The sequence below is a fragment of the Enterobacter sp. CGMCC 5087 genome (genome assembly GCF_003144775.1).
GTDB classification, from domain to species: Bacteria; Pseudomonadota; Gammaproteobacteria; order Enterobacterales; family Enterobacteriaceae; genus Enterobacter; species Enterobacter cloacae_M.
Map to the genome: position 1 here is coordinate 19,396 of NZ_QFXN01000232.1, position 19,950 is coordinate 39,345.

Here is a 19,950-nt window from a genome sequence, read left to right on the forward strand (position 1 = left end):
GGCCACTACAGTCGCCCCTGCCCCTTCAACCATTCCCGTACCAGGAACAGCGCGCTCACGTTGCGAGCCTCATTAAAGTCAGGGTCTTCCAGCAGATCCATCAGATGCGCTAGCGGCCAGCGAACCTGCGGCAGCGGCTCCGGCTCATCCCCTTCCAGCGATTCAGGATAGAGGTCTTCAGCCACCACGATATTCATTTTGCTTGAAAAATAGGACGGCGCCATGCTCAGCTTTTTCAGGAATGAAAGCTCATTCGCACCAAAGCCCACCTCTTCTTTAAGCTCGCGGTTTGCAGCTTCAAAGACGGTTTCACCCGGGTCGATAAGCCCTTTCGAGAACCCAAGCTCGTAAGATTCCGTTCCCACAGCGTATTCGCGGATCAAAATCAGATGATCGTCGACAATGGGAACAATCATCACCGCTTCGCGCGAAGAGGGGCGCATACGTTCATAAACGCGACGCACACCGTTGCTGAACTCCAGGTCCACACTTTCGACATTAAACAGGCGCGATTTGGCGACAGTTTCTACATTCAGAATGGTGGGTTTTTGTAGTGGTTTGCTCATCTTGATGGGTCTTAGCAGTGAGAACTGGCGTTATTGTGCGATATGCCGCACGGTTTCGGCAATGTCAATCGTTCTTTATTTACATTTATGCAACGTAACTGGGTTCAATCCTCAATTCAAAACAAATGTCAAGAGGTTGAAATGTTTCCAGGAATTTGCTGATATCGCGCCATAACAGGCTTTGCTATCATCACCGGTCACTGGGATGCGCTTCAGAATGCTCAAGTTCGACTCCATACTTGCCGATAGCCAGCCACAGACTCTCATTCAATGTAAAGGTGCTACTGACTACACCTGTAAGAAGATAAGTAAGATGGGGAAAGCATGAGCACCATTTTGATTGTTCTCGCTGCTATGCTGGCCGGTGCGTTTGTTGCAGGATGGTTGTACAGGCGCCGCGTACAGCGCCGTTATCGTCTGCCGTTTTTAAATGCATTTGCGGGTGCGAGCACGCGTAAACTCACTCAAGACGAGCGCGATGCGGTTGAAAACTATCTCGAAATCCTGAACCGTACTCAGTTAACGCCTGGGCCAACGGGAGCCACCGCTGCGCCCGTCGCGCTCAAGCTTAATGCGCAAAGTGATACCGTGCTCTGCGTGACGCGCTCCATCACGCGCTATGGCATCACCACTGATGACCCCAACAAATGGCGCTATTACCTTGATTCCGTCGAAGTGCATCTGCCCCCGTCCTGGGAGCAGTACATAAATGACGAAAACAGCGTTGAGCTGATTCACACCGATTCATTGCCTCTGGTTATCACGCTTAACGGCCATACGCTGAATGAATACCTTCAGGAAGCCCCGCGTTTTGCGCTGGAACGCGCGAGTTCAACGCAGGCGTCCATTCGTGGCGAAGAGACAGAGCAGATCGAACTGCTGAACATTCGCCAGGAGACGCATGAAGAGTACGCCCTGAGCCGCCCGGACGGCATCCGTGAAGCCATTCTGATCGTTGCTGCCTTCCTGCTCTTTTTTATCTGCCTGCTGACGCCGGATGTGTTTGTCCCCTGGCTGGCTGGCGGCGCGGTGCTGCTGCTGGCCGGCGGGCTTTGGGGTCTCTTTGCCCCCCCGGCCAAAACCTCGTTGCGCGAGATCCACTGCCTGCGCGGGACGCCAAAGCGCTGGGGCCTGTTCGGTGAAAACGATCAGGAGCATCTCAATAATATCTCGCTCGGTATTATCGACCTGATCTACCCGCGCCACTGGCAGCCGTGGATCGCACAGGACTTAGGGCAGAAAACCGATATTGATATCTACCTTGACCGCCACGTTGTGCGCCAGGGGCGCTTCTTATCCCTGCATGATGAAGTGAAAAATTTCCCGCTTCAGCACTGGCTACGCAGTACGGTCATTGCCGGCGGCGCCGCGCTGGTCTTAGCCATGCTGCTGCTTTTCGTGCCGCTGGATATGCCCATTAAATTCACCCTGTCGTGGATCAAAGGGGCGCAAACCATTGAAGCGACCAGCGTCAACAAACTGGATGAAGCCGGTGTACGCGTGGGGGACACGCTGCGCCTGAAGGGGACCGGGATGTGTAATATTCACACCCCGGGGGCCTGGAACACGCGTCAGAGCTCGCCGTTCATGCCGTTCGACTGCTCGCAAATTATCTGGAACGACGCGCCGCCGCTGCCGCTGCCGGAATCCGAAGTGGTGAACAAGGCCACGGCTCTCACCCAGACGGTTAACCGCCAGCTGCACCCGAAACCGGACGATGATTCGCGCGTCAGCCCCGCGCTGCGCTCGGCCATTCAGAAATCAGGCATGGTTCTGCTGGATGATTTTGGTGACATCGTCCTGAAAACGCAGGATTTATGCTCCTCTCAGGATGAGTGCATACGCCTTAAAAACGCCCTGGTAAACCTGGGGAACAGCAAAGACTGGGACTCGCTGGTGAAACGCGCCGAAGCGGGACGACTGGATGGCGTTAATGTCCTGCTGCGTCCGGTGAGCGCTGAATCGCTGGATAACCTGGTCGCCACCTCGACGTCGCCGTTCATGATGCGCGAGACCACCCGCGCGGCTCAGGCGCTGAACAGCCCAGCGCCGGGCGGCTTTGTAATAGCAAGCGATGAAGGCAGCGACCTGGTCGATCAGCCCTACCCGCAGGTTGCGCTTTATGACTACCCGGCTCAGGAGCAGTGGAGCCAGTTCCAGCGCCTGGCGCAGATGCTGATGCAAACGCCGTTCAGCGCCGAAGGGATTGTTACGAGTATTTATACCGACGCCAACGGCACTCGCCATATCGGCCTGCACCGGATGCCGGATAGCGCAGGCTTATGGCGTTACATCGGCACCTCTCTGCTGATGACCGCGATGCTGATCGCCATTTTCTGGAACGGCTTTATGGCCCTGCGCCGCTACCAGCGCTCGCGCACCCGGCTTGCCGACATCCAGCAGTATTATGAAAACTGCCTCAATCCTAAGCTGATCCCCTCGTCTGAGAGCCTGATCTGATAACGTCGTTGCGCGGCAAGATGTGCTACCCTGTCGCGCACGTTTCTTCTGGCTGGAGTTCCCCCTTATGCATCTTGATATCGCCTGGCAGGAGGTAGATACCGTTCTGCTGGATATGGACGGCACGCTGCTCGATCTCGCCTTTGATAACTATTTCTGGCAAACGCTGGTTCCAGAAACCTATGGCGAGCAGCAGGGGATCTCCCCGGCGGAAGCACAGGCATTCATTCGTTCGCAATATAGCGCGGTGCAACATACGCTAAACTGGTACTGTCTTGACTACTGGAGCGAGCGCCTCGGTTTGGATATTTGTGCCATGACCACCGCCCAGGGCCCGCGCGCCGTTCTGCGCGAGGACACCGTGCCCTTTCTGGATGCGCTGAAAGCAAGCGGCAAGCGCCGTATTTTGCTGACCAACGCGCATCCACATAATCTGGCGGTGAAGCTGGAGCATACCGGCCTGGCGTCGCACCTTGATTTATTACTTTCCACCCATACATTTGGTTATCCGAAAGAGGATCAGCGGTTGTGGCATGCGGTGAGGGAAGAGACGGGTTTGCAGCCAGAACGTACGTTGTTCATTGATGACAGCGAGCCCATTCTGGATTCCGCGGCAAGATTTGGCATTCGCTACTGTCTGGGCGTGACCAATCCTGACTCTGGCCTGGCTGAAAAAAGCTATCTGCGCCATCCTGGACTAAACGACTATCGCCAGATGATCCCCTCACTGACCGTGAAGGAGACGCCATGAAAGAAAAACCCTCTGACGGGGTAAGACTGGATAAATGGCTGTGGGCAGCGCGTTTTTATAAAACACGCGCCCTTGCCCGCGAGATGGTTGACGGCGGAAAAGTGCATTATAACGGCCATCGCAGCAAACCGAGCAAGCTGGTTGAACTGAATGCCACCTTAACGCTGCGTCAGGGCAACGATGAACGTACTGTGGTGATTAAAGCCATAACCGAACAGCGTCGACCTGCAGCGGAAGCCGTACTGCTTTATGAAGAGACAGCGGAGAGCATTGAAAAGCGCGAGAAGACCGCGCTGGCGCGCAAAATGAACGCGCTGACGATGCCCCACCCGGACCGGCGACCGGATAAAAAAGAGCGCCGCGATCTGATGAAATTTAAACACGGTGAGACTGATTAACCTCACCCGCACGAGAGATGAAAATGGCCCAACACGACCAATTACACCGCTATCTGTTTGAACAATTCGCCGTGCGCGGCGAGCTGGTCACCGTATCCGAAACCTGGAAACAGATTCTGGAAAACCACAACTACCCGCTGCCGGTGAAGACCCTGTTGGGCGAACTGCTGGTTGCCACCAGCCTGCTGACGGCGACGCTGAAGTTTGCCGGTGATATCACCGTGCAGCTGCAGGGTGACGGCCCGATGACGCTGGCGGTGATCAACGGCAATAACCAGCAGCAGATGCGCGGCGTGGCGCGCGTTCAGGGCGACGTGCCTGAAAATGCAGACCTCAAAACGCTGGTGGGTAATGGCTACCTGGTGATCACCATCTCCCCTGAGGAAGGCGAGCGCTATCAGGGCGTGGTGGGTCTGGAAGGCGATACCCTGGCAGCCTGCCTGGAAGATTACTTCATGCGTTCTGAACAGCTGCCGACGCGTCTCTTCATCCGCACCGGTGAAGTGGACGGTCAGCCTGCTGCCGGCGGTATGCTGCTGCAGGTTCTGCCTGCGCAGGACGCACAGACCAATGACTTTGAGCACCTGGCGACGCTGACCGAAACCATCAAAGCGGAAGAGCTGTTCAACCTGTCGGCGACCGACGTGCTGTGGCGTCTGTACCACGAAGAAGAAGTGACGGTTTACGATCCGCAGTCCGTGGAATTTAAGTGCACCTGCTCACGCGAGCGCTGTGCTGGCGCGCTGAAAACCCTGCCGGATGAAGAGATCGACAGCATCATGGCGGAAGACGGCGAAATTGATATGCACTGTGACTACTGCGGTACGCACTACGTGTTCAATTCGATGGATATCGCTGAGATCCGCAATAACGCCTCCCCGGCGGATCCGCAGGTTCACTAAACCCCTTTCCCCTCACCCTAACCCTCTCCCCTTTGGGAGAGGCTGGTGTGAGGGGCAAAAACCCCCGCTTAAGCTGAATCGTTTTCCTTATGTAACTCTTACGTAATTTTCTTACGTGTATGCGATTACATTCACATTCTTTCCGATAAAATCACCACTCTTTAACCTTTTCGGAACATTTTCCCCAACCAAAAAGCGATTCCTGCGATAATCCGCCTGCGCTGTGACTGGAGTCGCAGCGTTTTCCGTTAGTAAGGGTTTTGTCCAGATGCGTAAATCTATGAGCCCCGTCGCGGTTAACAACCTCAGAAAAACCCTACAATTTCAGGCAGTACATATTGGCTAAGGAGCAGTGATATGCGTGTTACTGGTTTAACCCCGCAAGATCTCAAGGCTTATGGTATTCACGACGTCCAGGAAATCGTCTACAACCCCGACTACGATACGCTGTATCAGGAAGAGCTCAATCCAGCACTGGAAGGATACGAGCGTGGTGTGTTGACGAATCTTGGTGCTATCGCCGTCGATACCGGTATCTTTACCGGTCGTTCGCCGAAAGATAAGTATATCGTCCGAGACGAAACCACCCGCGATACGCTGTGGTGGGCTGACAAGGGCAAAGGGAAGAACGACAACAAACCGCTCTCCCCGGAAACCTGGCAGCACCTGAAAGGGCTCGTCACCCATCAACTTTCCGGCAAGCGTCTGTTTATTGTCGACGCTTTCTGCGGCGCTAACGCCGATACCCGTCTCTCCGTGCGTTTTATCACTGAAGTGGCCTGGCAGGCGCATTTCGTGAAAAACATGTTTATTCGTCCAACCGACGAAGAGCTGCAGGATTTCACCCCGGATTTCATCGTGATGAACGGTGCGAAATGCACTAACCCACAGTGGAAAGAGCAGGGTCTGAACTCCGAAAACTTTGTGGCCTTCAACCTGACCGAGCGTATCCAGCTGATCGGCGGTACCTGGTACGGCGGCGAAATGAAGAAAGGGATGTTCTCGGTCATGAACTACCTGCTGCCGCTGCGGGGCATCGCCTCCATGCACTGCTCGGCTAACGTCGGTGAAAAAGGCGACGTGGCGGTATTCTTCGGCCTGTCCGGCACCGGGAAAACCACCCTGTCCACCGATCCAAAACGTCGCCTGATTGGCGATGACGAACACGGCTGGGATGACGACGGCGTATTCAACTTTGAAGGCGGCTGCTACGCGAAGACCATTCGCCTGTCTGAAGAGGCCGAGCCGGATATCTTCCACGCGATCCGTCGCGATGCGCTGCTGGAAAACGTCACCGTGCGTGCCGACGGATCCATCGACTTCGACGATGCGTCGAAAACGGAAAACACCCGCGTCTCTTACCCGATCTACCACATCGACAATATCGTGAAGCCGGTGTCAAAAGCGGGTCATGCCACGAAGGTCATTTTCCTGACCGCGGATGCGTTCGGCGTGCTGCCTCCGGTGTCTCGCCTGACGGCCAGCCAGACGCAGTACCACTTCCTCTCCGGCTTCACCGCCAAGCTGGCGGGTACCGAGCGCGGCGTGACGGAGCCAACCCCAACCTTCTCCGCCTGCTTCGGCGCGGCTTTCCTGTCGCTGCACCCGACGCAGTACGCTGAAGTGCTGGTGAAACGCATGCAGGCATCCGGCGCGCAGGCCTACCTGGTGAACACCGGCTGGAACGGTACCGGCAAACGTATCTCTATCAAAGATACCCGCGCGATTATCGACGCCATTCTGGATGGTTCTCTGGACGACGCCGAAACCTTTACGCTGCCGATGTTTGACCTGGCGATCCCAACGTCGCTGCCGGGTGTGGATACGCATATCCTCGACCCACGCAACACTTACGGTTCTCCGGAGCAGTGGCGCGAGAAAGCGGAATCGCTGGCGAAGCTGTTTATCGAGAACTTCGAGAAGTATACCGATACCCCGGCGGGTGCTGCGCTGGTGAGCGCGGGTCCGAAGCTGTAGGTAAAAGCAAAAAGGCAACGAAAGTTGCCTTTTTTAATGTTTTCTCCCTCTCCCCGTGGGAGAGGGGCGGGGTGAGGGCATCAGACCGCAGAGACCGCATTTTGTCGGGTGGCGGCTTCACTTTACCCGACCTATAAAAAAGGGTGGCAATTGCCACCCTTTTTTTAACTCTCTTTCACCTGCCCCCGCGTCACCGGTACCGGCAGCCAGGCGCGAATGCTCAGCCCACCCCGCTCGCTGGTGCCAATCTCCAGCAGTCCGTTGTGGTTATCGATGATACGCTGAACAATCGCCAGACCTAAGCCCGTGCCGCTGGTGCTGCGCGCGCTGTCGCCGCGCACAAACGGCTGAAACAGATGCTTACGCTGCTCGGGCTTGATGCCCGGACCGTCGTCTTCCACCTGGAACCAGGCGCGGTTGAGTTCAGACCCGCTGCTGACTTTAATCCAGCCATTGCCGTAGCGCGCCGCGTTGACCACCATGTTCGCCACCGCGCGCTTAATGGAGAGCGGGTGCATGCGTACCTGAATCTCACCCGCCTGCAGGTCGGTATCAATCTCGCGCTCGTAGCCGCTTTCCGCAGCCACCACCTCGCCCAGCACCGCGTTCAGATCCGCCATCTCCATCGGCATCTCCTGCCCGGTGCGCAGGTAGTCGATGAACTGCTCGATGATGGCGTTACACTCTTCGATGTCTTTGTTGATGGACTCTGCGAGATAACCGTCCTCTTCCCCCATCATCTCCGTCGCCAGACGAATACGCGTCAGCGGCGTGCGCAGGTCATGGCTTACGCCCGCCATCAGCAGCGTACGATCGTCCGCCAGCTGCTTCACGCCTGCCGCCATATGGTTAAACGCGCGCGTCACCGAACGGACCTCCGAGGCGCCATACTCGCGCAGAGGAGGTGGAATAATCCCTTTACCGACCTGCAGCGCCGCGTGCTCCAGGTCGACCAGCGGTCGGTTCTGTATACGGATAAATAGCCACGCGCCGCCTATCGCCAGCAGCATAATCGCCAGGGTGTAGCGGAACAGCGGCGAGAAGTCGCCCTGATGGATTTCGGTCAGCGGAACGCGCACCCAGATATTGGGTGACAGCCAGGTTTTCAGCCAGACGACGGGCGAGCTTTTGTTGACCTCAACGCGCACTTCCGTTGGGCCGCCCAGCTGCTGCGCCATCTGCTGGCTGAGAAATTCGTAGTGCTGCGCCCAGCGCAGGCCAGCGTCTTCCGCCGCTTCGTTGGAGTAGAGCGAAATGCCCAGCTCACGGTAGATTTCACGGCGAAACGCCGGGGGAACGACGAGCTGCGTGCCGTCCTCCAGCTGCAGTTTATCGGTCATCAGCATACGGACTTCGTAGGCCAGGACCTTATTAAACTGCTGGAGGCTCGGCAGGATCGCAAAGTTCAGCACCACCAGATAGGTCGTCACCAGGCTGACGAACAGCAGGGTGACGATCAGTAACAGGGTGCGGGCAAACGAGCTACGCGGCGAGAAGCGCATTCGCCTCATGCTTTAGAGCCGTCCGGGACAAACACGTAGCCCAGACCCCATACGGTCTGAATATAACGAGGATGCGCAGGATCTTCTTCCACCATGCGGCGCAGGCGGGAGATCTGCACGTCAATAGAGCGTTCCATTGCGGAGTATTCGCGACCGCGCGCCAGGTTCATCAGCTTGTCACGGGAAAGCGGTTCACGCGGGTGGCTGACCAGCGCTTTTAGTACCGCAAACTCGCCGCTGGTGAGCGGCATTGGCTCGTCTTCACGGAACATCTCGCGCGTGCCGAGGTTCAGCTTGAACTTGCCGAAGGCGATGACGGCTTCTTCCTGCGACGGCGCACCCGGCAGTTCGTTCGCCTGACGGCGGAGAACAGCGCGAATGCGCGCCAGCAGTTCACGCGGGTTAAACGGTTTTGGAATGTAGTCGTCCGCGCCGATTTCGAGGCCCACGATACGGTCAACTTCTTCACCCTTCGCCGTCACCATGATGATCGGCATCGGGTTGCTCTGGCTGCGCAGACGGCGGCAGATAGAAAGCCCGTCTTCGCCAGGCAGCATCAGGTCGAGAACCATCAGGTGGAAAGATTCACGGGTCAGCAGACGGTCCATCTGCTCAGCGTTCGCGACGCTACGAACCTGGAAGCCCTGCTCGGTCAGATAACGTTCCAGCAGCGCACGCAGGCGCATGTCGTCATCCACGACCAGAATTTTGTAGTTCTCTTGCATTGTGTGTACTCCCAAAGGTTCGGATAGTCTTTGTAACAGCGTATTCTAAAAAAGTGCACGTATTCGACCAGTTAATTCTGGTATAAATTCTAGTCGAAATTGTTACAAAGCATATTTAACAGCAGCTTATCTGCTCATTTCATCACATAAATCATTATTAATCCTGTCTGTTACACTGTGTGGTACGTATTGTGCGCAAGACAGTTAACCGGCAGGCAGCAAAGGCTTTACCATGAAAACGCCCCTGATCACCCGCGAAGGGTACGAAAAGCTCAAAAAAGAGATGGATTACCTCTGGCGCGAAGAGCGTCCTGAAGTAACCAAAAAGGTGACCTGGGCGGCAAGCCTGGGCGATCGCAGCGAAAACGCTGACTACCAGTACAACAAAAAGCGGCTGCGCGAAATTGACCGCCGGGTTCGCTATCTGACGAAGTGCCTCGAGAATCTCAAAATTGTCGATTACTCCCCGCAGCAGGAGGGCAAAGTGTTCTTCGGCGCGTGGGTGGAGATTGAAAACGACGACGGTGACACCCTGCGCTTTCGCATTGTCGGCTACGATGAAATTTTTGGTCGTAAGGATTACATCTCCATCGACTCCCCGATGGCCCGCGCGCTGCTGAAAAAGGAAGTGGGCGATCTGGCCGTCGTTCAGACCCCTGGTGGTGAAGCCATCTGGTACGTCAATGAGATCGTCTACGTAAAATAGTCCGAGAGCGCCCTCCCCGGCTGGCATTTTGCCGTGTCAGCCCGTATAACTATCCCCTGATTTTTTCGACTCAACAGATGATAAAGCCATGATGAATGATTCGCTCTGCCGCATTATTGCGGGTGATATTCAGGCCAGAGCCGAACAGGTAGAAGCTGCCGTTCGCCTGCTTGATGAAGGGAACACCGTGCCGTTTATTGCACGCTATCGTAAGGAAGTCACCGGCGGTCTGGATGACACGCAGCTGCGTAACCTGGAGACCCGTCTGGGCTATCTGCGCGAACTGGAAGAACGTCGTCAGGCGATCCTCAAATCCATCGGCGAACAGGGCAAACTGACCAGCGATCTGGAAAGCGCCATTAACGGCACCCTGAGCAAAACCGAATTAGAAGATCTCTATCTGCCGTACAAACCGAAGCGCCGCACGCGCGGGCAGATTGCGATTGAAGCGGGCCTTGAGCCGCTGGCCGACCTGCTGTGGAACGAGCCGTCCCACGACCCGGAAACCGAAGCGGCGAAATTCATCGACGCCGACAAAGGCGTAGCGGACACCAAGGCCGCCCTCGACGGCGCGCGCTACATTCTGATGGAGCGCTTCGCCGAAGACGCCACCCTGCTCGCTAAAGTGCGTGATTACCTGTGGAAGAATGCCCACATCGTCTCTACCGTCGTCGCGGGTAAAGAGGAAGAAGGCGCGAAATTCCGCGACTACTTCGATCACCACGAACCGATCTCTACCGCCCCTTCACACCGCGCGCTGGCGATGTTCCGCGGCCGCAACGAAGGCGTGCTCCAGCTCTCCCTGAACGCCGACCCGCAGTTTGACGAGCCGCCGAAAGAGAGCCACTGCGAGCAGATCATTATCGACCATCTCGGCCTGCGTCTGAACAACGCCCCGGCGGACAGCTGGCGTAAAGGCGTAGTAAGCTGGACCTGGCGCATCAAGGTGCTGATGCACCTCGAAACCGAGCTGATGGGCACCGTGCGCGAACGCGCCGAAGATGAAGCGATTAACGTCTTCGCCCGTAACCTGCACGACCTGCTGATGGCCGCCCCTGCCGGCCTGCGCGCGACCATGGGTCTCGATCCGGGCCTGCGTACCGGTGTGAAGGTCGCTGTGGTTGACGGCACCGGCAAGCTGGTGGCGACCGATACCATCTATCCGCACACCGGCCAGGCAGCGAAAGCGGCCGTCGTGGTAGCGGCGCTGTGCGAAAAATACAACGTGGAGCTGGTTGCCATCGGCAACGGTACGGCCTCACGCGAAACCGAGCGTTTCTACCTCGACGTGCAGAAGCAGTTCCCGAAAGTGACGGCACAGAAAGTGATCGTCAGCGAAGCGGGGGCATCCGTCTATTCCGCGTCCGAGCTGGCGGCCCAGGAGTTCCCGGACCTGGACGTTTCCCTGCGCGGTGCGGTCTCTATCGCTCGCCGCCTGCAGGATCCGCTGGCGGAGCTGGTGAAGATCGACCCGAAATCCATCGGCGTGGGCCAGTATCAGCACGACGTGAGCCAGACTCAGCTGGCGCGTAAGCTGGATGCGGTGGTGGAAGACTGCGTAAACGCCGTCGGCGTTGACCTGAACACCGCCTCCGTTCCCCTGCTGACCCGCGTGGCGGGCTTAACCCGCATGATGGCGCAGAACATTGTCGCCTGGCGTGATGAGAACGGCCAGTTCCAGAACCGTCAGCAGCTGCTGAAGGTGAGCCGTCTGGGGCCAAAAGCCTTTGAGCAGTGTGCGGGCTTCCTGCGCATCAACCACGGCGATAACCCGCTGGATGCCTCTACCGTTCACCCTGAAGCGTACCCTGTGGTGGAACGCATTCTGGCCGCCACCCAGCAGGCGCTGAAAGATCTCATGGGTGACAGCAGCGCCCTGCGCAACCTGAAAGCCGTTGATTTCACCGACGACAAATTTGGTGTTCCTACCGTCACCGACATCATCAAAGAGCTGGAAAAGCCGGGCCGCGATCCGCGGCCTGAGTTCAAAACGGCGACCTTTGCTGACGGCGTGGAAACCATGAACGACCTGCTGCCCGGCATGGTGCTGGAAGGCGCGGTGACCAACGTCACCAACTTTGGCGCGTTTGTGGATATCGGCGTGCATCAGGACGGTCTGGTGCATATCTCTTCCCTCGCCGACAAGTTCGTTGAAGACCCGCACACCGTGGTTAAAGCGGGTGACATCGTGAAGGTCAAAGTGCTGGAAGTGGATCTGCAGCGCAAGCGTATCGCGCTGACCATGCGTCTGGACGAGCAGCCGGGCGACACCAGCGCGCGCCGCGGCGGCAATGGCGGTGGCCGCGAGCAGCAGCGCCCGGCCGCGAAAGCGGCAAAACCGCGCGGACGTGATGCTCAGCCTGCAGGCAACAGCGCGATGATGGATGCGCTGGCGGCAGCGATGGGTAAGAAACGCTAAGGCTGTCAATGCCCCTCACCCTAACCCTCTCCCCAAAGGGGAGAGGGGATCGCACGGTGCGGTCTTTTCTCCCTCGCCCCCATGGGGAGAGGGTCGGGATGAGGGGACAAATTATACCGTAATATATGAAACCGATTGCATAGCCATATTTAAACCACGAATTATCACCCCGTTAACAAATACTCCTCTTTTCGTTTTCCAGGCAATTCAGCAAATATTGAGCCAGGTCAAACAGGCCGTAAATTAATACCGTAAACAACATTCCGTCACAGTTTTAATATTGCTGATAAAAACTATTCTCATTATCATCCCATAGTAGATAATTTAACCTTTCGTGGAATCAGGCGTTATGCAATTCACTCCAGACAGTGCATGGAAGATTACCGGTTTTACCCGCGAAATTAGCCCAGCCTATCGGCAAAAGCTGCTGTCGCTGGGCATGCTTCCCGGCTCGTCATTCCAGGTCGTGCGCGTGGCGCCGCTGGGCGATCCGGTTCACATCGAAACCCGCCGCGTGAATCTGGTGCTGCGTAAGAAAGACCTCGCGTTAATAGAAGTCGAAGCCTTATCCCGATAACAAGCCAGCGGTTTCAGTGAGTCTAAAAAAATGAAAAAGTTAACTATTGGCTTAATTGGCAATCCTAATTCCGGCAAGACTACGCTTTTTAACCAGCTGACCGGGGCTCGCCAGCGCGTGGGCAACTGGGCGGGCGTGACGGTTGAGCGTAAAGAGGGCCAGTTCACGACAACGGACAACCAGGTGACGCTGGTTGACCTTCCCGGCACCTATTCGTTAACCACCATATCGTCGCAAACTTCGCTCGATGAGCAGATTGCCTGCCACTATATTCTTGGCGGCGACGCGGACCTGCTGATCAACGTGGTCGACGCCTCCAATCTCGAGCGTAACCTTTATCTGACGCTGCAGCTGCTGGAGCTGGGGATCCCCTGCATTGTGGCGCTCAACATGCTCGATATTGCGGAGAAACAAAAGCTGCGTATCGACGTCGATGCCCTCTCCGCGCGCCTGGGATGCCCGGTCGTTCCGCTGGTCTCGACGCGCGCTCGCGGTATTGATGCGCTGAAGCTGGCCATCGACCGTCACCAGGGAAATCATGATATTGAGCTGGTGCATTACGCGAAGCCTCTCCTGCGCGAAGCCAACGTGCTGGCGCAGGAGATGGACAAAAGCATGCCTGCGAAACAGCGCCTGTGGCTCGGCCTGCAGATGCTGGAAGGGGATATCTACAGCCGCGCTTACGCCGGGCATGCGGCCGATAAGCTGGACGCGACGGTGGCCCGTCTTAGCGACGAGCTGGACGACCCGGCGCTTCACATCGCCGATGCGCGTTACCAGGCCATCGCCTCGATTTGCGACGTTGTCAGCAACGCTCTGACGGCAGAGCCCAGCCGCTTTACGGCGGCGGTGGATAGGGTTGTGCTTAACCGCTTCCTCGGTTTGCCCATCTTCCTGCTGGTGATGTACGTGATGTTCCTGCTCGCCATTAACATCGGCGGCGCCCTCCAGCCCATTTTCGACGCCGGTTCCGTCGCGGTCTTCGTCCACGGAATTCAGTGGGTAGGTTACACCCTCCACTTCCCCGAATGGTTAACCATCTTCCTCGCACAGGGGATCGGCGGCGGTATCAATACCGTTCTGCCTCTGGTGCCGCAGATCGGCATGATGTATCTGTTTCTCTCGTTCCTGGAAGATTCCGGCTACATGGCCCGCGCCGCGTTCGTGATGGATCGTCTGATGCAGGCGCTGGGCCTGCCGGGTAAATCCTTCGTCCCGCTGATTGTCGGCTTCGGCTGTAACGTGCCTTCGGTGATGGGCGCACGCACCCTGGATGCGCCGCGTGAACGTCTGATGACCATTATGATGGCGCCGTTTATGTCCTGCGGTGCCAGACTGGCGATCTTTGCGGTCTTTGCGGCAGCCTTCTTTGGCCAGCAGGGCGCGCTGGCGGTCTTCTCGCTGTATGTGCTGGGCATCGTGATGGCGATCCTCACCGGTTTAATGCTCAAGCACACCATCATGCGCGGTGAAGCGTCGCCGTTTGTGATGGAGCTGCCGGTGTATCACGTGCCGCATCTGAAAAGTCTGGCGATCCAGACATGGCAGCGCCTGAAGGGCTTTGTGCTGCGCGCCGGTAAGGTGATTGTCATCGTCAGCATTTTCCTGAGCGCGCTGAACAGCTTCACCCTCAGCGGGCAGGCGGCGGATAATATCAACGACTCTGCCCTCGCCTCCGTCAGCCGCGTCATCACGCCGGTCTTCAAACCGATTGGCGTGCATGAGGATAACTGGCAGGCGACCGTCGGGCTGTTCACCGGTGCGATGGCGAAAGAGGTGGTTGTCGGTACCCTGAATACGCTCTACACCGCCGAGAACATTCAGGAGCAGGAATTTAATCCGGCAGAGTTTCATCTCGGTCATGAACTGCTGGGTGCCGTTGAGGAGACCTGGCAGAGCCTGAAAGACACCTTCAGCCTGAGCGTGCTGGCGAACCCTATTGAGGCCAGCAAAGGTGACGGCGAAATGGCGACGGGTGCAATGGGCGTGATGGGCGAGAAATTTGGCAGCGCGTCCGCGGCCTATAGCTACCTAATCTTTGTTCTGCTCTACATTCCGTGCATCTCCGTGATGGGGGCGATTGCCCGCGAGTCCAGCCGCGGCTGGATGGGCTTCTCCATCCTGTGGGGGTTAAACATTGCGTACTCGCTGTCGACGCTCTTTTATCAAACCGTTAACTTCAGCCAGCATCCGCGCTACAGCCTGGTCTGCATTCTCGCGGTTGTGCTGTTTAACGTGATAGTGCTCGGCCTGCTGCGGCGTGCGCGCAGCCGCGTCGACATCGACCTGCTGGCAAACCGTAAAACCGCCGCGACCTGCTGCAGCAGCCCGGCGGGCGACTGTCACTAAGGAGCAAACCATGGCATCGTTGATTCAGGTTCGTGACCTGCTGGCACTGCAAGGGCGAATGGAGGCGAAACAGCTGAGCCTCAGCCTGCATACGCCGCAGCCGATGATCGATGCCATGCTGGAAAGACTGGAAGCCATGGGGAAAGCCGTGCGGATTCAGGAAGACGCGGACGGCTGTCTCTCCGGCAGCTGTAAAAGCTGTCCGGAAGGAAAGGCCTGCCTCAGGGAGTGGTGGGCGCTGCGTTAACAAAGCCGGGCAGCGATGCCCGGCTTTATCGTATTACTTGTAGACGTCCGCCGTTGCGCGTACGTTTTTGGTCTGCTTTTCAGCGCTGGTGACGACGTAGTACGTTCCGCCCAGCTCATCCGCTTTCTTCGACAGCTCTTTTCTCGCGTCCATCGGCGCGGTGGTGTCAGACGTAGAAATCTCACCAATTTTCGTCAAATTCATACCGGCAACTTTATCTTTTTCCAGCTCTTTTGCCGCAAAGACGCCAAATGACAGTGACCCAATAACCAGAGAAGTGACAATACCTGTAACAAGTTTCATAGCCTGACTCTCCATAGGATTGTTGTTTTGATTATCGTAGGCAGAACAACCGCAACGACATCTGGAGTATGGTTGCGGTGTGTTATTTTTTCCAGGATGGATAGAAAATAATCAGTCTAAACGTTGACTTAACGCAATGAGCGCTGAACAAAATTCCGTCGGATGAGAGATAAACGGGGCATGCGCGGCTTTGGCAACGATCTGCGATTCGCTGTCCGGCCAGAGCGAATCCAGCAGCGGAACCACTTTGCGCGGCACAATCCCGTCGAGATAACCGTAGATGCGCAGGTGCGGCACCGTCAGAGCTGCCAGCGGCTCGCGCAGGTCAACCGTTTTCAGGAGCTCAAGACCGCCGTTAAGCACCTCAACCTCCGGCATCGGCAGCGAAAGCACGGTCTGCTTCAGCGTTCGGGCATCCTTACGCGCGGTGTCAGTGCCCATTGTCTGCAATGCCAGGAACCGCTCTACGGTCCGCTGGAAATCGTCGCTCAGCTGCTGCTGGAAGCCCGCCAGCACGTCAGGCTTGATCCCGGGCCACTCTTCCTTCGCGCTAAAACAGGGCGATGACGCCACCGTCACCAGCGCTTTTACGCGGTCAGGCCGCGACAGCGCAATCTGGCTCGCCACCAGCCCGCCCAGGCTCCAGCCCAGCCAAACCGCGTTTTGCGGCGCAGCGTCCAGAACCTGCTGCGCCATCTCATCAAGCGACAACGCGCCATACCCGCGGCTGCGGCCAAAGCCGGGTAAGTCCACCAGATGCAGCGTAAAATGCGAGGCGAGTTCCTCACGTATGCAATTCCATATCTCTGCATTCAGGCCCCATCCGTGCAGCAGCACAAGATGGCAATTTCCTGTCCCGACGGTCTGCCACCACAGCGTCTTCATCAGTTACTGTTCTCTTTTTTCACATGGAGGTTGCACATGCTAACAGTACCCGGCTTGTGCTGGCTATGCCAAATGCCGCTGGCGCTCAGCGGGTGGGGCGTCTGCTCCGTCTGCACGCGATCGCTGGAATGGCGTATCGGGATCTGTCCACAATGTGGTTTACCGGCCACAAACCCCTCGTTGCCCTGTGGCCGCTGCCTGAAAAAATCCCCGCCGTGGAGCGCGCTGGTGGCCGTGGATGATTATGTTCCGCCGCTGAACAGGCTGATCCACGCGCTGAAGTTTTCCGGGCAGAGCTCGCTGGCACAGCCCCTTGCCAGACTGCTGTTGCTGGCGGTTTTACAGGCGCGACGTCACCGGTCACTGCCGAAAATCGACATGGTGGTGAATGTCCCTTTATACCGACGTCGGCACTGGCGGCGTGGCTATAACCAGAGTGACCTGCTCTGCCGTCCCCTCGCGCGGTGGCTTGGCTGCCGGTATGAGGCCCGCGCGCTGACACGCGTTCATGCCACCGCCATCCAGCATCAGCTCAGCGCCCGGCTTCGCAAAAGAAACCTCAAAAATGCCTTTCGCCTTGAATTGCCGGTCGACGGTCTCCATATCGCGATTGTGGATGATGTCGTCACCACGGGCAGTACCGTTACTGAACTTTCCCGACTGCTTTTGCGAAGCGGCGCCGCGTCGGTTCAGGTATGGTGTCTGTGCCGTACCTTGTAGCCCTTCTTCAATGGGCGTATGATTATACCCAGGTAATTTAGTCAACTATTAGGCCAAAGCTATGATCCGTATTTCCGATTCTGCACAAGCGCACTTTGCCAAACTGCTGGCAAATCAGGAAGAAGGGACGCAGATCCGCGTGTTTGTGATTAATCCAGGCACTCCGAATGCAGAATGTGGTGTTTCTTATTGTCCTCCGGACGCTGTGGAAGCCACCGACACTGCCCTTAAATTTGAGCAGCTCACCGCCTACGTTGATGAGCTGAGCGCACCGTATCTTGAAGATGCGGAGATCGACTTCGTCACCGACCAGCTGGGTTCTCAGCTGACCCTGAAAGCACCGAACGCGAAAATGCGTAAAGTGTCTGACGATGCCCCGCTGATGGAGCGCGTTGAGTATCTGCTGCAATCCCAGATTAACCCACAGCTGGCGGGCCACGGCGGTCGTGTTTCCCTGATGGAAATCACCGACGAAGGTTTTGCCATTCTGCAGTTTGGCGGCGGCTGTAACGGCTGTTCCATGGTCGATGTGACGCTGAAAGAAGGGATCGAGAAGCAGCTGCTGAACGAGTTCCCGGAACTGAAAGGCGTGCGTGACCTGACCGAGCACCAGCGCGGCGAGCACTCTTACTACTAATTCAGTATCCGTCTGTATCGCCCGGTAGCGCTGCGCTTGCCGGGCCTACAGAAATAGTGAGGTCTGATGCCCTCACCCCGACCCTCTCCCACGGGAGAGGGTGAAAACATTAAAAACGGTAACCTCATGGTTACCGTTTTGCGTTTACCTCCCATATGTTGACCTGCGTCTCATAATTCAAATTTACCCTCCCAGGGTGATTCTCAATCAAGTCATGTTACCCGTATCATTCTCGTGGGCACTCAGCATCCTTATAACAGCCGACTAAACTTAATGGTTTCGAAGGCATCAGTATGAGTGCCGTTAACACTCTGTTCCCAGTTGGGACAATCGGAATTTGTCGTTGAAACAATGACGTTACCCATAACAATTCAAAGGCCAGGTAAATCATGCCATTAGTCATCGTTGCTATCGGTGTTGTGTTATTACTGCTCTTGATGATCCGCTTCAAAATGAACGGATTTATCGCTCTGGTTCTGGTGGCACTTGCAGTCGGTCTGATGCAGGGTATGCCGCTGGTTAAAGTTATCAGTTCCATCAAAGCCGGCGTCGGCGGCACGCTCGGCAGCCTGGCGCTGATCATGGGCTTCGGCGCCATGCTCGGCAAAATGCTGGCAGACTGCGGGGGCGCGCAGCGTATCGCCACCACGCTGATTGCCAAATTTGGCAAGAAGAACATCCAGTGGGCGGTGGTATTAACCGGTTTTACCGTCGGCTTCGCGCTGTTCTATGAAGTGGGCTTCGTGCTGATGCTGCCGCTGGTGTTCACCATCGCGGCTGCGGCAAACATCCCGCTGCTGTATGTCGGTGTGCCAATGGCTGCGGCGCTGTCCGTGACTCACGGCTTCCTGCCGCCGCACCCGGGTCCAACCGCTATCGCAACTATCTTCCACGCGGATATGGGTAAAACCCTGCTGTTCGGTACGATTCTGGCGATCCCAACCGTGATTCTGGCGGGCCCGGTTTATGCCCGCTTCCTGAAAGGCATTGATAAGCCGATTCCGGAAGGTCTCTACAGCGCCAAAACCTTCACCGAAGAAGAGATGCCTGGCTTTGGCGTCAGCGTCTGGACCTCTCTGGTACCGGTGATCCTGATGGCGATGCGCGCCGTGGCAGAGATGATCCTGCCGAAAGGTCATCCGTTCCTGTCCGTTGCGGAATTCCTGGGTGACCCGGTAATGGCAACGCTGATTGCCGTGCTGATCGCGATGTTCACCTTCGGCCTGAACCGCGGCCGTTCAATGGATCAGATCAACGATACGCTGACCTCTTCCATCAAAATCATTGCCATGATGCTCCTGATCATCGGCGGCGGCGGTGCATTCAAGCAGGTTCTGGTCGACAGCGGCGTGGACAAATACATCGCTGCCATGATGCATGAAACCAACGTATCGCCGCTCCTGATGGCCTGGTCTATTGCCGCGGTTCTGCGTATTGCGCTGGGTTCTGCGACCGTTGCGGCGATCACCGCGGGCGGTATCGTTGCCCCGCTGATTGCGACCACGGGCGTAAGCCCTGAGCTGATGGTTATTGCCGTCGGTTCCGGTAGCGTGATTTTCTCTCACGTTAACGACCCTGGCTTCTGGCTGTTCAAGGAGTACTTCAACCTGACGATCGGTGAAACCATCAAGTCCTGGTCCGCGCTGGAAACCATTATTTCGGTGTGTGGTCTGGTCGGGGTGCTGCTGTTGAATATGGTGGTTTGATGTAAAAAAGCCGGGTGGCGCTGACGCTTACCCGGCCTACTCGATCCATGCAGGCCCGGTAAGCGTAGCGCCACCGGGCAATAAAAAACCCGCCACTGGCGGGGTTTTTTTTACTTTTTT

General features: G+C 56.8%; 18 protein-coding genes. 13 read left to right on the top strand and 5 right to left on the bottom strand.

Annotated features, from left to right (window positions below; genetic code table 11):
* Positions 1 to 5 precede the first annotated feature (5 nt).
* A complete protein-coding gene (gene nudE, locus DEO48_RS20535; protein WP_008503041.1) occupies positions 6 to 566 on the bottom strand; it encodes an ADP compounds hydrolase NudE in 561 nt (186 codons plus the stop codon).
* 324 nt (positions 567 to 890) lie between these two features.
* Here nudE and DEO48_RS20545 point away from each other — a divergent pair, with 324 nt between their 5' ends.
* The 5 genes from DEO48_RS20545 to pckA all read left to right on the top strand — a co-directional run bounded on the left by DEO48_RS20545 (position 891) and on the right by pckA (position 7,054).
* Complete coding sequence (locus DEO48_RS20545) at positions 891 to 3,026, top strand: intracellular growth attenuator family protein (protein WP_109846153.1); 2,136 nt, start codon at positions 891 to 893, stop codon at positions 3,024 to 3,026.
* A 67-nt stretch (positions 3,027 to 3,093) separates the two neighbouring features.
* A complete protein-coding gene (yrfG, locus tag DEO48_RS20550; RefSeq protein WP_032662264.1) occupies positions 3,094 to 3,777 on the top strand; it encodes a GMP/IMP nucleotidase in 684 nt (227 codons plus the stop codon).
* Positions 3,774 to 4,175, top strand: a complete 402-nt coding sequence (hslR, locus tag DEO48_RS20555) for a ribosome-associated heat shock protein Hsp15 (protein WP_109846154.1) — start codon at positions 3,774 to 3,776, stop codon at positions 4,173 to 4,175. Before yrfG ends, hslR begins: the two co-directional genes overlap by 4 nt.
* Positions 4,176 to 4,192: 17 nt before the next feature.
* Positions 4,193 to 5,077, top strand: a complete 885-nt coding sequence (hslO, locus tag DEO48_RS20560; protein ID WP_161495995.1) for an Hsp33 family molecular chaperone HslO — start codon at positions 4,193 to 4,195, stop codon at positions 5,075 to 5,077.
* Between the two features lie 357 nt (positions 5,078 to 5,434).
* Complete coding sequence (gene pckA, locus DEO48_RS20565; RefSeq protein WP_023309493.1) at positions 5,435 to 7,054, top strand: phosphoenolpyruvate carboxykinase (ATP); 1,620 nt, start codon at positions 5,435 to 5,437, stop codon at positions 7,052 to 7,054.
* A gap of 164 nt (positions 7,055 to 7,218) precedes the next feature.
* Here pckA and envZ read toward each other — a convergent pair whose 3' ends face one another.
* Both envZ and ompR read right to left on the bottom strand, forming a co-directional pair.
* Positions 7,219 to 8,565 (bottom strand): two-component system sensor histidine kinase EnvZ, encoded by a 1,347-nt coding sequence (gene envZ / locus DEO48_RS20570; protein WP_023309494.1) that lies wholly within the window; start codon positions 8,563 to 8,565, stop codon positions 7,219 to 7,221.
* Positions 8,562 to 9,281 (bottom strand): two-component system response regulator OmpR, encoded by a 720-nt coding sequence (gene ompR, locus DEO48_RS20575; RefSeq protein ID WP_001157751.1) that lies wholly within the window; start codon positions 9,279 to 9,281, stop codon positions 8,562 to 8,564. The genes envZ and ompR overlap by 4 nt, the downstream gene beginning before the upstream one ends.
* 232 nt (positions 9,282 to 9,513) lie before the next feature.
* Here ompR and greB point away from each other — a divergent pair, with 232 nt between their 5' ends.
* From greB to feoC, 5 genes are all read left to right on the top strand, one after another.
* On the top strand, positions 9,514 to 9,987 hold the full coding sequence (greB, locus tag DEO48_RS20580; RefSeq protein ID WP_109846155.1) for a transcription elongation factor GreB: 474 nt from the start codon (positions 9,514 to 9,516) through the stop codon (positions 9,985 to 9,987).
* Between the two features lie 88 nt (positions 9,988 to 10,075).
* The gene (locus tag DEO48_RS20585) at positions 10,076 to 12,406 is read left to right on the top strand and encodes a Tex family protein (RefSeq protein ID WP_109846156.1); all 2,331 of its coding nucleotides are present in this window, start codon (positions 10,076 to 10,078) and stop codon (positions 12,404 to 12,406) included.
* 349 nt (positions 12,407 to 12,755) lie between these two features.
* A complete protein-coding gene (feoA, locus tag DEO48_RS20590) occupies positions 12,756 to 12,983 on the top strand; it encodes a ferrous iron transporter A (protein ID WP_008503050.1) in 228 nt (75 codons plus the stop codon).
* 30 nt (positions 12,984 to 13,013) lie between these two features.
* Positions 13,014 to 15,332, top strand: a complete 2,319-nt coding sequence (feoB, locus tag DEO48_RS20595; RefSeq protein WP_109846157.1) for a Fe(2+) transporter permease subunit FeoB — start codon at positions 13,014 to 13,016, stop codon at positions 15,330 to 15,332.
* A 10-nt stretch (positions 15,333 to 15,342) separates the two neighbouring features.
* The gene (gene feoC / locus DEO48_RS20600) at positions 15,343 to 15,579 is read left to right on the top strand and encodes a [Fe-S]-dependent transcriptional repressor FeoC (RefSeq protein WP_024907906.1); all 237 of its coding nucleotides are present in this window, start codon (positions 15,343 to 15,345) and stop codon (positions 15,577 to 15,579) included.
* 33 nt (positions 15,580 to 15,612) lie between these two features.
* On the opposite strand, the gene DEO48_RS20605 is transcribed toward feoC, so the two are convergent.
* A complete protein-coding gene (locus DEO48_RS20605) occupies positions 15,613 to 15,882 on the bottom strand; it encodes a YdgH/BhsA/McbA-like domain containing protein (protein ID WP_023309499.1) in 270 nt (89 codons plus the stop codon).
* A gap of 111 nt (positions 15,883 to 15,993) precedes the next feature.
* Positions 15,994 to 16,767, bottom strand: coding sequence for a pimeloyl-ACP methyl ester esterase BioH (bioH, locus tag DEO48_RS20610; RefSeq protein ID WP_109846158.1), 774 nt, complete (start codon positions 16,765 to 16,767; stop codon positions 15,994 to 15,996).
* Between the two features lie 36 nt (positions 16,768 to 16,803).
* Between bioH and gntX the strand changes: the two genes are divergently transcribed.
* From gntX to gntT, 3 genes are all read left to right on the top strand, one after another.
* Positions 16,804 to 17,487, top strand: a complete 684-nt coding sequence (gene gntX, locus DEO48_RS20615) for a DNA utilization protein GntX (protein WP_109846159.1) — start codon at positions 16,804 to 16,806, stop codon at positions 17,485 to 17,487.
* A 61-nt stretch (positions 17,488 to 17,548) separates the two neighbouring features.
* Complete coding sequence (nfuA, locus tag DEO48_RS20620; RefSeq protein ID WP_008503055.1) at positions 17,549 to 18,124, top strand: Fe-S biogenesis protein NfuA; 576 nt, start codon at positions 17,549 to 17,551, stop codon at positions 18,122 to 18,124.
* Between the two features lie 389 nt (positions 18,125 to 18,513).
* A complete protein-coding gene (gntT, locus tag DEO48_RS20625; protein ID WP_039263070.1) occupies positions 18,514 to 19,830 on the top strand; it encodes a gluconate transporter in 1,317 nt (438 codons plus the stop codon).
* Positions 19,831 to 19,950: the final 120 nt, after the last annotated feature.